The organism is Pseudarthrobacter sp. RHLT3-21, assembly GCF_059383495.1.
The window spans coordinates 46,351-59,129 of record NZ_JBWZCI010000004.1; the positions used below are offsets into that span (position 1 = coordinate 46,351).

The window sequence follows — 12,779 nt, forward strand, 5'->3', positions numbered from 1 at the left end:
CTCCACTAGGCTTGAACGCATGGCTCAAGCACCGCAGGACCAGATCGCCCCACTGCTCACGAGCGAAGGCTGGGAGCTGCTGGCGTCCCTGGGCCCGTACCGCGAGGACAAGGCCTTTGAGCTCAACGCGGCCCTCCGCAAGGCCGGGCACTCCCCCGCGCTGGTCTCCGCCGTCCTCACCCAGTCCCGGCTGCGCACCAAGGCCGAGCTGAAGTTCGGGGAGTTCGCCCGGAGCATGCTCTTCACGCAGGCCGGGCTGGAACAGGCCACTCGGCTCACTGTTGCCGCCCGGCATGCCGAGCGCTTTGCGCAGGCGGGCGTCCGCCACGTGGCCGACCTCGGGTGCGGCCTCGCCGCCGACTCCCTGGCTCTGGCGTCCATGGACATCACCGTCACGGCAGTGGAAATGGACGAGACCACGGCCGCCTGCGCCACGGTCAACCTGATCCCCTTCCCCAACGCCACCGTGGTGCATTCGGACGCCACCACCGTTCCCCTGGACGGGGTCGACGGCGTCTGGCTGGATCCCGCCCGCCGGGTCACCTCCACTTCGGGTACCAAGCGGATCTGGGATCCTGAGGCGTTTTCGCCGCCGCTGTCCTTTGTGGAATCGCTCGCTGCCACCGGGCGCGCCGTGGGAGTCAAAATGGGCCCAGGTATGCCGCACGAATCAGTGCCCGCCGGCTGCGAGGCGCAGTGGGTGTCGGTGGGCGGCGATGTCACCGAGGTTTCCCTGTGGTTCAACTCCGTGCACCGGCCCGGAGTCCGCCGGGCGGCGCTGCTGCTCGGTCCGCAGGGTGCCGCCGAGCTGACCAGCGCCGAAGACTTCGACGGCGGTCCGGCCGCGCCGGTGGGTCCGGCGGCGGGCTACCTGTATGAGCCCGATGGTGCGGTGATCCGCGCCGGCCTGGTGGCCGACGTCGCGCTTCAACTGGGCGGTCACCTGCTGGACGAGCACATCGCCTACATCTGCGCCCCGGAACTGGTGGACACACCGTTCGCGCGGGCCTACAAGGTCCTGGAAGTGATGCCGTACAACGTCAAGGCCCTCAAGGCCTGGGTGAAATCGAACGGCATCACGGTGCTGGACATCAAAAAGCGCGGCACCTCGGTAACCCCGGAGGAACTGCGCAAGCAGCTGTTCGCCGGGAGCAAGAACGCCGGCAAGAAGGCCGGACAGAAAACAGCCACGCTGGTCCTGACCCGCATCGGGGAGGACCGGGTGGCCATCTCGGTGGAACCGGTCTGACGCAGCAGACTCTTCTGAGGCCGGGCCTTATTGGGCCCGCATAAAGTCCTCGGCGGCCCGGACCTGCTCGTCGGTGGGCCTGACTCCGGTGTAGAGCACAAACTGTTCGAGCGCCTGGATGGTGGCCACCTCGGCGCCCGTGATGACCTGTTTCCCGGCGGCGCGGGCCGCCGTGATCAGTGGCGTCTCGGCCGGCAGCGCCACAACGTCGAACACCACTTTGGCTGCCGCAATCACATCTTCAGGGAAGGACAGGGAGTCCACTTCCGGACCGCCCGCCATACCAATAGGCGTGACGTTGATGATCAGGTCCGCGGTGCCGCCGTCGAGCGTTGCCTTCCACTGGAACCCGTACTGCTCAGCGAGCGCCCGGCCGGTGCCTTCGTTGCGGGCGATGACCGTGACGTCCGTGAAGCCGGCGTCGCGCAGGGCCGCGACGGTGGCCTTGGCCATGCCGCCGGCGCCCTGGACCAGCACCGAGTAGTCCGTGGGCACGGCGTTGCTGGCCAGGAGCTGCTCGACGGCGGTGTAGTCGGTGTTGTAGGCCAACAGACGCCCGTCGGTGTTCACGATGGTGTTGACCGAATCGATGGCTTTGGCGGAGGGATCCAGCTCATCCACGAGGGCCATCACGTCCTCCTTGTACGGCATGGACACCGCACAGCCGCGGATTCCCAGACCCCTCACGCCGGCGATCGCCTGGGCGAGGTCGGTGGGGGCAAAGGCCTTGTAGATCCAGTTCAGGCCCAGCTGGTCGTAGAGGTGGTTGTGGAACCGGGTCCCGTTGTTGCTGGGCCGGGCCGACAGCGAAATACACAAGGTCATGTCTTTATTCAGAATGGGCACATGTCCATTAAACCCGTCTCCCCCAACTAGGTCGCGCTAACAGTCGTTTTGAGACCTCAAAACGACTGTTAGCGCGACCTAGTTGGGGTGGGTACGTGCCGTTACGGGCAGCCCGTCCCGGCCGGATAGCTTCCGACGGCGGCGGGCAGCTTCCCCGGGGCAGCCGCCTTGCCTGCCAACACGGCAACCAGGGCGTCAAAGGCACCCGGCGTCCGGCCGTACAGCGCGATTTTCACCGGCGCGCTGGAATCCTGCAGCGGCCAAGGCGCATCCAGTGCCACGGCGACATCGCCGCCGACCGGCCGCCCGGCGTAGCCGATGAGGCTGACCAGTGGGCCCGCCCCGGTGCCGAGCCCGGCCTTCGCTGCGGCCGCCTCGAACCGTGCCCTGTCCTGCGGTGATCCGCCGGCAATCCGGAGGCTTCCCTGGACGATTGGCGCGCCGCAGTGTCCGGACAGCACGGTGACTGCGGCCGCGGAGACCCGCGCCGAGATGTCCCCGCCAGTGCCGGGGGCGGCTCCCGCGGGCGCAGCTCCCGGCGGCGGGGCGACGCGGCCGCGCCAGGTCATCATGGTGGCCACACGGTTGGCCGCTTCGTCCAGGCGTGCCGCGGGCAGGGTTCCGGCGGTCACGGCACTCACGATGGCTGCGTGGGCCTGCCCCACGTCCGTAGGCATCAGAAGCAGGTCCGCTCCCGCGGCGAGCGCCGCCGTTGCTGCGGAGCCGCCCGGGTATTGCTTCTGGACTGCACCCATGTTGAGGGCATCGGTCACGGCCACGCCCTTGAAGCCCATGCCGCGCAGCGCAGCATAGGTGGGGCCGGACAACGACGCCGGGACGCCAGGTTCCAGGGCCGGCACGGCGATGTGCCCGGTCATGACCATGGGCACACCGGCGGCGATGGCTGCCCGGAACGGCTTCCAGTCCCGGGCCCCGAGCTCCGCGATGCCCGCGGGCTGCACCGGGAGGTCCTGGTGCGAGTCAACGGTGACGGAGCCGTGACCCGGGAAATGCTTCAGGGCCGGCAGCACGCCTGCCTCCTGCATGCCCTGGGAAAACGCCACGGCAAGCGCCCCTGCGGCGTCCGGGTTGCCGGACATTGACCGGGCACCGATGGTTGGATCCGCGGGGCCGATGGTCACGTCCGCAACGGGCGCGAAGTCCACCGTGAAGCCCAGCGACCCGATCTCCGCGGCCAGGGCCCGGCCGGCGTCCTTGGTGAGCGGCACATTGCCGGCGGCTCCGTAGCTCAGGGCCGTTGGCCATTCGGTCAGGGGGGCGCCGAGCCGCGCCACGATCCCGCCCTCCTGGTCCACGCCGATGAGCCCGGGCCAGGGCCTGCCATCGGCCTTCGTGGCCTGGTCCAGCCGGGCGTTGACCGCCGCCATGGCAGCCGGATCCGCCTGGCCGCGCGCGTCGAGGGGGACGTTGTCGCCCATGATGATGGACCCGGCCAGATGGAGGCGTTCAATGGTTGCGGCGTGGGCTTCAGCGTCGGTACCGGCGTACACGGACATCAGCACCTGACCGGCCTTCTCCTCCACCGACATCGCCGCCACTGCGGCCGCGGCAGCATCCTGGTCCCGCTGTTCGGGGCCCCAGCCCAGCGGCCGCAGCCCGGGGTCAGGTGAGGGAGAAGCGGACGGAGGCGCCGTCGTCGGACGCTCTGATTCCGGGGTTGAGGCCGGCGCAGGGCTGGAGGTCGCCGGGGCGGTGGCGGGAACCGCCGTGCAGGCCGTCATGGCGGCCACGGCGGCAGCCGCAAAAAAGAGGGTGGATTTGTGAATACTGTCACGGGTCCACGGGAACAAGGCCATCAAGACGATGCTACCCCCTGCACTAGACTTGAACGCGGCGCGTGCCCAGGGATATCCGAACAGTTAGGGGAACGCATGAAGATTGATTTCGCTTCATCGAAGCAATCAACTCTTGGTGTGGAATGGGAGCTTGCCCTCGTGGACGGCCAGACCGGCGAACTGGCATCGGTAGCCAACGAAGTGCTCAGCGGCGTGGTTGCCAAACACCCCGAACTCAACGAAGACGACGAACACCCCCACATCAAGCAGGAACTCCTGCTGAACACGGTGGAACTGGTCACCGGGATCTGCCAGACCGTCGGCGAAGCCAAAGCAGACCTCAGCCGGTCCCTGGCCGCCGTCCGCGAAATCACCGACCCCATGGGCGTTGAGGTCTTCTGCGCCGGCAGCCACCCGTTCAGCCCGCCGCAACTGCAGCCTGTGACGGACAAGGCCCGGTACGCCAAGCTGATCGACCGCACCCAGTGGTGGGGCCGGCAGATGGTCATCTACGGCGTGCACGTCCACGTGGGGCTGGACCGCCGTGAAAAGGCACTCCCCGTGCTGGATGGCCTGGTCAACTACTTCCCGCACTTCCAGGCGCTCTCGGCGTCGAGCCCGTTCTGGGGCGGCGAGGACACCGGCTACGCGTCGCACCGTGCCCTCATGTTCCAGCAGCTGCCGACGGCAGGCCTGCCCTTCCAGTTCACGTCCTGGGACGAATACGAGTCCTACGTCCAGGACATGTTCACCACCGGCGTGATTGACACGCTCTCCGAGATCCGTTGGGACATCCGCCCGGTTCCCAACCTCGGCACGATCGAAATGCGCATCTGCGACGGTCTGGCCACATTGGAGGAAGTAGGCGCGATTGCGGCCCTCACCCAGTGCCTGGTGGATGAATTCTCCACCACCCTGGACGACGGCGGCACTATCCCCACCATGCCGCCGTGGCACATCCAGGAGAACAAGTGGCGTGCCGCCCGCTACGGCATGGAGGCCATCATCATCCTCGACGCCGCCGGCAACGAACAGCTGGTCACCGACCACCTCCTGGAGACCTTGAACCGGCTGGAGCCGGTGGCCGCGAAGCTCGGCTGCCCCGACGAACTGGCCGACGTCGAAAAGATCATCCGCCGCGGCGCCGGGTACCAGCGGCAGCGCCGCGTCGCTGCCGAGCACGGCGGCGACCTGCAGGCCGTGGTGCTGGACCTGGTCAAGCAGATGCGGAACGGGCCCACGGGCTAACCCTCCCCCGTTCCACCCTCCCGTTGCTCTATCAGTTTTGGTCCCTAAACCGGGGGTTTAGGGACCATACGTGATAGAGCAAGTTGGATCAAAGCGGGGAGTCAGGCGGGGAGTGAGACCGCGGTGACCGGCATCGAGGAGTCCGGGGCGAAGCGGATGCCGCTGGGCCCGATCCCGGCCATCACCAACTGCGCGCCGAGGGCCGCCACCATGGCGCCGTTGTCCGTACACAGGTCCAGCGGCGGCACGTGGAGTTTGATTCCGGCGGACGCGCAGCGCTGGCCGGTCAGTTCCCGCAGCCTGGAGTTGGCCGCCACTCCCCCACCCAAGAGAACGTCTTTGATGCCGTGCTCGCGGCAGGCCAGGACGGCCTTGGACGTGATCACGTCAACCACAGCTTCCTGGAAGGCTGCGGCGATGTCGGCCACCGGCACGTCTTCGCCGCGGGCCTCGAACTGCTCCACGCACCGCGCCACTGCCGTCTTCAGCCCGCTGAAAGACCAGTCGTAGCGGTGCTTTCCCGGTTCCTCGGCCGTGCCCATGTATTTGGGCTGGCTGAGGCCGCGCGGGAACCGGATGGCTTTGGGGTTGCCGGTGCGGGCCAGCCTGTCGATGGCCGGGCCGCCCGGGTAGCCGAGGCCCAGGATGCGGGCCACCTTGTCATAGGCTTCGCCGGCAGCGTCGTCGATAGTGGAGCCGAGGAGCTGGACGTCGCTGGTGATGCTGTTGATCTTCAGGATTTCGGTGTGCCCGCCGGAGACCAGCAGGGCGCCCAGGTTTTCGGGGAGACGGCCGCCGTGGCCGAGCCCGACGGCAGGCCCGGCCTCGTGACTGGCGGAACGATCGGCCCCGCGGCCGGCGGCAGCACCGCCGTCGGGGTTTCCGTCCAGCAGTCCGACGCCGACGTGCGCCACCAGGTGGTTGATGGCATACAGCGGCTTTCCGGTGGCCACGGCCAGGGCCTTTGCGGCGCACACCCCCACCATCAGCGCGCCCGCGAGCCCCGGGCCGGACGTGACGGCGATGGCGTCCACATCCTCCAGCGTCACGTTAGCGTCTGCCAGGGCCTGGCGCAGGGTGGGCACAAAGGCATCAAGGTGTGCACGGGAGGCGATTTCGGGGATCACTCCACCGAAGCGGACGTGCTCGTCCATCGAGGAGGACACCGTGTTGGTGAGCAGCGTGGTGCCGCGGACGATGCCGACTCCGGTTTCGTCGCAGGAGGATTCGATGCCCAGCACCAGGGGCTGCGAACGGTTCATGCATGGCCTGCTTCTGTTGTGGGATCGGAGGCTGGTGCCGGGTCGGCCGATGCCTCGGCTGGTGTGGGGTCAGTCGCTGTGCCTTCGTGGACCAGCTGCAGCCGCATGATCAGGGCGTCAACGCCGTCGCGGTAATACCCCCGGCGAACGTGGATCTGTTCGAAGCCGAACCGCACGTACAGCTGCTGCGCCCGGGGATTGTCCGAACGGACCTCCAGGAGTACGTCCGCGGCCCCGCGGTGCAGCGCTTCCTCAATCAGCCGGGTCAGGAGCGTTGAGCCGATCCCCATACCTTCGAATTCAGGCACGACGGCGATGGTCTGGACATCCGCGATGGGCTCGACGCACATCAGGCCGGCGTAGCCCACAATGTCGCCGCCGCTTTCCGCCACCAGGTACCGGCGCGTTTCGTGCTGGGAAAGTTCGGACAGAAACATGTGCAGCGGCCAAGCATCCGCAGGGAACAGCCGCTGTTCGAGGGCGTCCACGGCGGGCACGTCCTCCAGGGTCATGTCCCGGAAGACCACTCCGGCGGCGCTGGTGGGCATGCTCACAGGGCCCGCTTCCGCGGGCCGGGGACCTGGGCGTCCGATTCCCGGAGGTACAGGGGTGTGGAGTCGAGCAGCTGCCCGCCGGCTGCGAGCCGGGCCAAGGCGAACTGTCCGAGGTAGAGGGCGTCCGGCTGTTCATTGCTGAAGTCAGGGTCTGCTCGCAGCACATCACGGTAGAGTCCGGCGCCGGCACCGTAGGCAGGGAGGTCCGGGAGGTCGGCGGCGAAGCTGACGTGCGGGCCGTCCTCGAGCTGCGGCAATTGGCCGTCGGCGAGGCTGTACCGCGCCCAGTAGACCTCTTTGCGCCTCGCGTCCGTGACCACGAGGAATTCGGCTGCGGCGTCGGTGGACTCCGCGACTTCCAGCGCCACGGCGTCCAGGCTCATCAGCCCGTACAGCGGTTTGTCCCAGACGAAGGCGAGTGTCCGGGCGGTCGCGATCCCTGAGCGCAGGCCGGTGAACGGGCCGGGGCCCACGCCCGTCACGATCGCGTCAATGTCCCGGCCGGTGACGCCGGCAGAGGCAAGCAGGTCCTCGATGCCGGGGGCCAGCACTTCGGCGTGGCTGCGGGTGTCCTCCGTGGAGAAGCTGGCCACCACGCCTTCGAGGGCGTCGTCCGAGACCAAGGCCGCACTGGCCACGGCGGAGGTGTCGATGGCGAGAATGAGCATCAGAATGTCCCTTCAATGGCGCCGCCCAGGACGGGTTTGGTGCTCCAGCGGGGACCGAACCCGCGCAGCACGATAGTGCGGGGTTCGTCGAGGTCCTCGGTGTCAAAGTCCAGGATTTCGGTGTGGGCGGGGTTGCGTTTCGGTGCCGCGGCGCCCCCAGCGTCGAGCCCGACGGGCTCCAGCCCGATCGCGCGGTGCAGGTCCACTTCCAGCCGGCTCTCGCTCAGGTGCTCCACCCGGCCGCGTCCCCACTCCACCACCGTCACGGACGAGTCCAGCGTGTTTTCCAGGTCAATGTCGTCAATTTCCGACGCCGATCCCAGCCGGTAGGCGTCCACGTGCACCAGATCCGGGCCACCGGGTCGCGGGCCGTCGGGCAGGTTGGGATGGATGCGCACCAGAACAAAGGTGGGCGAAATGATGCCCGCGCGCACGCCCAGGCCATCGCCGAGCCCCTGCGTGAAGGTGGTTTTCCCGGCACCCAGCTCGCCGGTCAGCACCAACAGGTCCCCGGCCTGCAGCTCCGCCCCCAAAGCGGCGGCGAGCGCGTGAGTCTGGTCCGCCGTCGTGACTCTCAGCGTCTCTTCCCAGTGAGGCATCCCTGCCGGGGGCACGCTCACGGCGTCGCCTCCCCGGCGTCGGGAATGCCTGCGTCGCGAATGCCCACGCCGGGAGCACCGCCGGCAGGGCTGCTACCGGAAGGGCCGACGGCGGGACTCTCGTTGATGAACCGGCGCGGCACCCGCGGGCTGATCCGGGTCACGATCTCGTAGTTGTTGGTGCCGGCGGCGACCGCCCAGTCATCTGCCGTGGGACCGCCGTCGTCCCCGTTGCCGAACAGCACCGCTTCCGCGCCGAAGTGGTCCGCGCCGGCAGGGCCGATGTTGCCGAGGTCGATGACCATCTGATCCATGGCGATCCGGCCCACCACGGGGTAGGTCCGGCCGGCCACCCTGACGGGACCGCCGGTGGCAATGCGGGGCACGCCGTCGGCGTAGCCCAGCGGGATCAGCGCCAGGGTGCTCGGGCCGCTGGTGCGGTAGCGCAGGCCGTAGGAGACGCCCTGCCCGTCGGGGACCTGCTTGCATTGGGACACCAAGGTGCGCAGCGTCATTGCGGGCCGAAGGCCCAGTTCGGCGGACGTCTGGCCTTCAAAGGGCGAGAGGCCATAGATGCCCAGGCCCACGCGGACCAGGTCAAAGTGCGTATCGGGGCGGGACAGCGTGGCCGGGGTGTTGGCCAGGTGGCGGACTTCGGGGTCCACGCCCGCGTCCTCGGCCACAGCCAGCACCTCGCGGAAAGCCGCCAACTGTTCATCGGTTTCCGGCCGTTCGGGTTCATCGGCCACGGACAGGTGGGAGAAGATGCCCACCACGCGCAGGAGGCCCTGGTCCTGGTACTCCATGGTTTCGCCCAGCAACTGGTCCCAGGCATCGAGTGTTGCGCCGTTCCGCCCCAGCCCCGTATCCACTTTCAGGTGGATCCGGGCGGGACGCTCCTGGTCACGCGCGGCGGCCACAATGCGGTCCAGTTCCCAGCCGGAGCAGCCGATGTCGACGCCGGCAGCCACCGCTGCGGCGAAGTTGCTTTCCGCAGTGTGCAGCCAGGCCAGCAGGGGGGCGTCGATGCCCGCAGCCCGCAGTGCCAGTGCCTCGGAGATATGGGCGACGCCCAGCCAGGATGCGCCGGCTTCGAGGGCGGCCCGGGCCACCGGGACCGCGCCGTGTCCGTAGGCGTCGGCCTTCACCACGGCCATGACCTTGGCAGGTGAGGCCGCGTCCGCCAGCCGCCGCACGTTGTGGCGGATGGCGTCCAGATCGATGACGGCGGACCGCTCGTACAGAGGATCAGGTCCTGAGGCCGCGCTGAAGTCACCGGTTATTGCGGGATAAGTCACCCTAGTGATTCTAGTGCGGGCGCTCAGGGCGGGATAATCGCGCCATTCAGGCGCCCCCGTTCACGAGCCACGGCGTCATAAGCCACGGCGCCCGCGTCACGGCTCAGGCGTCGGAGAGGTGCGCGATGGTGGCGGACGCCCGTCGCTGTGCCGCGAGCGGGACGTCACTGACAATGTCGGCCAGGAACCCGAAGCGGCGAAGCCATTGGCTGCTCTGGCGTTCGGGCCGGGCGTTGGCCCGCTTCCACCAGTCGGCGATGTCTCCCCAGCCGGGCGCCGCCAGCGAACCGCCCACCTCCTGGACGGCCAGGGAGGCGCAAAGGTTGGCGAAGCGGAGCCTGTTGCCCAGCGGCCAGCCAGCCAGGCTGCCCACGATGAAGGCCGCGTCAAAGCAGTCGCCAGCTCCTGTGGGATCAAAGGCAGTCACGGGCAGCGACGGCACCCACTCCTCCTCCCCCGTTTCCGAGTCCACAGCCATTGCACCCTGCGCGCCGAGTGTCACCACTGCAACGGGCACACGGTCCGCCAAGGCATAGAGTGCAGACCACGGGTTGTCCTTCCCCGTGAAGGCCATCGCCTCCCGCTGGTTGGGCAGGAAAGCGTGGAAGTACTGCAGGTTTTCCAGCCGGACCGGTGACCACTTCCCGCTGGGGTCCCAGCCCACGTCCCCGAACAGCTTGACGCCGGCCTGGTGGGCGGCCACGGCCCACGGTTCAATCTCATCGTCGAGCGCCGCAATGCCGGCGAGTGCAGGGGGCGGCGGACCGATCAGTTCCGACGACGTCACCGGGGCCGGGTGGCCATGCGTCACCAGGGAACGGTCGTTGTGGACGCTGAGCGAGACGGTGACCGGGGAATGCCACCCCGGGATGCGCCGCGACAGGCTCAGGTCCACGTGTTCCTGCCCGGCCAGGATTTTCCAGTTGTAGTCCCCGTAGCCGTCGTCCCCGAAGGCGGCGGCCAGTCCCGTGCGCAGTCCCAGCCTCGCCGCCGCAATGGCCTGGTTCGCGACGCCGCCGGGGCAGCTGCCCATGCCCTCGCTCCAGATTTCCGTGCCCGGCTCGGGCGCGTGCGGCAGCCCTGTGAAGATGATGTCCTGGAAAACCGTGCCCGCCAGCAGCAGGTCGAACCCGCCGTCGGACGGTGTGCGGACGGTTGAGAGCGGATCGAAGCGGCGGTCCGGGATGGCGTCCATGTCCGGCACACTACGCCCTGCCGCGGCCCCACGGTAGGGGCGTGCCCGGCGCCCGCCGCGGGTGAACTGCCCGGCGGCCCCCTAGACTGCTGACTATGCGGCTTATGATTGCCGGCGGCGGCGGATTCCGCGTGCCGCTTGTCTACCGGGCGCTGGCGTCCGGCGCGTTTGCGGGGCTGGTCAGCGAACTGGTGCTGTTCGACGTCGACCCCGCCCGCCTCAGTGCCATCACCGCGGTGCTGCAGGCCATGCCAGAGTTCGACGGCGGTGCTGCCGCCAGCGCCAACGAGCGTGCCCAGCCGCCCGCAGTCCGCACCACCACGTCCCTGCCGGAGGCCCTGGCGGGTACAGATCTGGTGTTCGCGGCCATCCGTCCCGGCGGCACGGCCGGCCGGATTAATGACGAACGTGTGGCCCAGGACCTTGGCCTGCTGGGCCAGGAAACCACCGGCGCGGGCGGCATCTCCTACGCGCTGCGCACCATCCCCGAGATGCTGCAGCTGGCACGGCAGATGCGGGAGCACTGCCCGGACGCCTGGCTGATCAACTTCACCAACCCGGCCGGCATGGTCACGGAAGCCCTGCTGCCCGTCCTCGGCAGGAAGGTCATCGGGATCTGCGATTCAGCGGGCGGTCTGGTGCACCGGGCGGCCCGCGCGGCCGGCATGCCGCTGGCGGACGGAAGGCTCGACGGCGTGGGCTACTTCGGTCTGAACCACCTGGGCTGGCTCTACCGGCTGGAGTCCGACGGCCAGGATCTGCTGCCGGGCCTACTGTCGGACCCGGCCGCCCTCGGCACGTTTGAGGAAGGCCGGCTGTTCCCGCAGCCGTTCCTCAAGGACCTCGGCGCCCTGCCCAACGAGTACCTCTATTACTACTACCAGCGGGACAGCGCCGAAGCGGCCATGCGCGCCATGGCCCAGACCCGCGGGGAATCCATCCACCACCAGCAGGCCGAGCTCTACCCGCGGCTCGCCTCGGCCGGGGCGGACGCCTACAGATTGTGGGACGCGGCCCGCCGCTCGCGGGAGGAAGGCTACCTCGCGGAGGCACGGACCCACGGCGAGCAGCGCGACGAGGACGACCTCGCCGGCGGCGGCTACGAACGCGTCGCCCTGGCCGTGATGCGCGCCTTGGCGGGGGCCGGGGACGCCCAGCTCATCCTCAACACCCCCAACACGCTTCCGTCCGATCCCGGCGGGGCGACCGCCCCCGGTGGCACTCTTCCGGAACCGGCCATTCCGGGGCTGCCGGCGGACGCCGTCGTTGAGGTCCCCTGCACCGTAACGCCCGACGGCGCGGTGCCGCTTCCACAGTCAGCTCCTGGAACGGAGCAACTCACCCTGCTCCGGCGCGTCAAGGAAGTGGAGCGGCTCACTGTCCGGGCAGCGACGCACGGAGACCGGGCGGCCGCCGCCGCTGCTTTCAGCCGGCATCCGCTGGTGGACTCCCCCGCCCTGGGCGCCAAGCTGCTGGCCGGCTACGAACGCACCTTCCCTGCGCTGCGGGAGCTCTGGGGCGGCTAAAGCTTCCGGTACATCACGTGCAGGCCCACGTATCCGAGCGTGGGATGGTTGAACGCCTCGGGAATGGTGGCAAGGATTTGGAAGCCCATGCCCTGCCAGGCAGCCACCGCGCGGACATTGCTTTCCACCACGGCGTTGAACTGCATGGCCCGGAAGCCCGCGTACCGTGCCGCGTCCAGGGAGTAGGCGCACAAAGCCCGCGCCACGCCTTTGCCGCCGTGGCCGCTGTGGACCATGTAGCCGGCGTTGGCCACGTGGCTGCCGGCGCCGCCCTGGTTGGGATGCAGCTCGCCGGTGCCGATCACGCCGCCGTCGGCCGTCACGGCCACAAAGGCCTGGCCGGGGGCGTCCTTGAACCATCGGCTGCGGGCGTCCGCCTCCGTGGTGTCCCGGTCCCAGGTGAACGTCTCGCCGGACCTGATGACGGGCTCCAGCACGGCCCACATGCCTGGCCAGTCGGCGTCCGTGCCGGGGCGGATCGAGAATTCTGCCGAACTGGGCCGGCTTGTGGCTGCTTTCACCCGCGCCACGTTAGCAG

The 12,779-nt window shown here is 69.0% G+C and carries 12 protein-coding genes; 3 read left to right on the forward strand and 9 right to left on the reverse strand.

Features of this window, described 5'->3' with window-relative positions; genetic code table 11:
* The first annotated feature begins 19 nt into the window (after positions 1 to 19).
* On the forward strand, positions 20 to 1,249 hold the full coding sequence (locus AC50YA_RS05910; RefSeq protein WP_494981414.1) for a class I SAM-dependent methyltransferase: 1,230 nt from the start codon (positions 20 to 22) through the stop codon (positions 1,247 to 1,249).
* Between the two features lie 27 nt (positions 1,250 to 1,276).
* Here AC50YA_RS05910 and AC50YA_RS05915 read toward each other — a convergent pair whose 3' ends face one another.
* Both AC50YA_RS05915 and AC50YA_RS05920 read right to left on the reverse strand, forming a co-directional pair.
* On the reverse strand, positions 1,277 to 2,095 hold the full coding sequence (locus tag AC50YA_RS05915) for a shikimate 5-dehydrogenase (RefSeq protein ID WP_494981415.1): 819 nt from the start codon (positions 2,093 to 2,095) through the stop codon (positions 1,277 to 1,279).
* Between the two features lie 101 nt (positions 2,096 to 2,196).
* Entirely contained in the window at positions 2,197 to 3,645 is a 1,449-nt protein-coding gene (locus tag AC50YA_RS05920; protein ID WP_494981609.1) for a glycoside hydrolase family 3 N-terminal domain-containing protein, read from the reverse strand.
* A 342-nt stretch (positions 3,646 to 3,987) separates the two neighbouring features.
* On the opposite strand from AC50YA_RS05920, the gene AC50YA_RS05925 reads away from it, so the two are divergent.
* A complete protein-coding gene (locus AC50YA_RS05925) occupies positions 3,988 to 5,139 on the forward strand; it encodes a glutamate--cysteine ligase (protein WP_494981416.1) in 1,152 nt (383 codons plus the stop codon).
* 101 nt (positions 5,140 to 5,240) lie between these two features.
* On the opposite strand, the gene AC50YA_RS05930 is transcribed toward AC50YA_RS05925, so the two are convergent.
* The 6 genes from AC50YA_RS05930 to AC50YA_RS05955 all read right to left on the reverse strand — a co-directional run bounded on the left by AC50YA_RS05930 (position 5,241) and on the right by AC50YA_RS05955 (position 10,715).
* Complete coding sequence (locus AC50YA_RS05930) at positions 5,241 to 6,401, reverse strand: tRNA (adenosine(37)-N6)-threonylcarbamoyltransferase complex transferase subunit TsaD (protein WP_494981417.1); 1,161 nt, start codon at positions 6,399 to 6,401, stop codon at positions 5,241 to 5,243.
* A complete protein-coding gene (rimI, locus tag AC50YA_RS05935; protein WP_494981610.1) occupies positions 6,398 to 6,949 on the reverse strand; it encodes a ribosomal protein S18-alanine N-acetyltransferase in 552 nt (183 codons plus the stop codon). Before rimI ends, AC50YA_RS05930 begins: the two co-directional genes overlap by 4 nt.
* A 2-nt stretch (positions 6,950 to 6,951) precedes the next feature.
* Entirely contained in the window at positions 6,952 to 7,623 is a 672-nt protein-coding gene (gene tsaB, locus AC50YA_RS05940) for a tRNA (adenosine(37)-N6)-threonylcarbamoyltransferase complex dimerization subunit type 1 TsaB (RefSeq protein ID WP_494981418.1), read from the reverse strand.
* Positions 7,623 to 8,222, reverse strand: coding sequence for a tRNA (adenosine(37)-N6)-threonylcarbamoyltransferase complex ATPase subunit type 1 TsaE (gene tsaE / locus AC50YA_RS05945; RefSeq protein WP_494981611.1), 600 nt, complete (start codon positions 8,220 to 8,222; stop codon positions 7,623 to 7,625). Before tsaE ends, tsaB begins: the two co-directional genes overlap by 1 nt.
* A 17-nt stretch (positions 8,223 to 8,239) precedes the next feature.
* On the reverse strand, positions 8,240 to 9,520 hold the full coding sequence (alr, locus tag AC50YA_RS05950) for an alanine racemase (RefSeq protein WP_494981419.1): 1,281 nt from the start codon (positions 9,518 to 9,520) through the stop codon (positions 8,240 to 8,242).
* A 103-nt stretch (positions 9,521 to 9,623) separates the two neighbouring features.
* A complete protein-coding gene (locus AC50YA_RS05955; protein WP_494981420.1) occupies positions 9,624 to 10,715 on the reverse strand; it encodes a carbohydrate kinase family protein in 1,092 nt (363 codons plus the stop codon).
* Between the two features lie 95 nt (positions 10,716 to 10,810).
* On the opposite strand from AC50YA_RS05955, the gene AC50YA_RS05960 reads away from it, so the two are divergent.
* Entirely contained in the window at positions 10,811 to 12,241 is a 1,431-nt protein-coding gene (locus AC50YA_RS05960) for a family 4 glycosyl hydrolase (protein ID WP_494981421.1), read from the forward strand.
* Here the strand turns inward: AC50YA_RS05960 and AC50YA_RS05965 are convergent.
* Complete coding sequence (locus AC50YA_RS05965) at positions 12,238 to 12,762, reverse strand: GNAT family N-acetyltransferase (RefSeq protein WP_494981422.1); 525 nt, start codon at positions 12,760 to 12,762, stop codon at positions 12,238 to 12,240. The genes AC50YA_RS05960 and AC50YA_RS05965 overlap by 4 nt on opposite strands.
* Positions 12,763 to 12,779 lie beyond the last annotated feature (17 nt).

What these genes read in the sequence shown, in the direction of transcription:
- AC50YA_RS05925 (WP_494981416.1), top strand. Translation starts at nt 3,988, where the DNA reads ATGAAGATTGATTTCGCTTCATCGAAGCAATCAACTCTTGGTGTGGAA.
- AC50YA_RS05910 (WP_494981414.1), top strand. Translation starts at nt 20, where the DNA reads ATGGCTCAAGCACCGCAGGACCAGATCGCCCCACTGCTCACGAGCGAA.
- AC50YA_RS05930 (WP_494981417.1), bottom strand. Translation starts at nt 6,401, where the DNA reads ATGAACCGTTCGCAGCCCCTGGTGCTGGGCATCGAATCCTCCTGCGAC.
- tsaB (WP_494981418.1), bottom strand. Translation starts at nt 7,623, where the DNA reads ATGCTCATTCTCGCCATCGACACCTCCGCCGTGGCCAGTGCGGCCTTG.
- AC50YA_RS05960 (WP_494981421.1), top strand. Translation starts at nt 10,811, where the DNA reads ATGCGGCTTATGATTGCCGGCGGCGGCGGATTCCGCGTGCCGCTTGTC.
- tsaE (WP_494981611.1), bottom strand. Translation starts at nt 8,222, where the DNA reads ATGCCTCACTGGGAAGAGACGCTGAGAGTCACGACGGCGGACCAGACT.
- AC50YA_RS05955 (WP_494981420.1), bottom strand. Translation starts at nt 10,715, where the DNA reads ATGGACGCCATCCCGGACCGCCGCTTCGATCCGCTCTCAACCGTCCGC.
- AC50YA_RS05920 (WP_494981609.1), bottom strand. Translation starts at nt 3,645, where the DNA reads ATGTCGGTGGAGGAGAAGGCCGGTCAGGTGCTGATGTCCGTGTACGCC.
- rimI (WP_494981610.1), bottom strand. Translation starts at nt 6,949, where the DNA reads ATGCCCACCAGCGCCGCCGGAGTGGTCTTCCGGGACATGACCCTGGAG.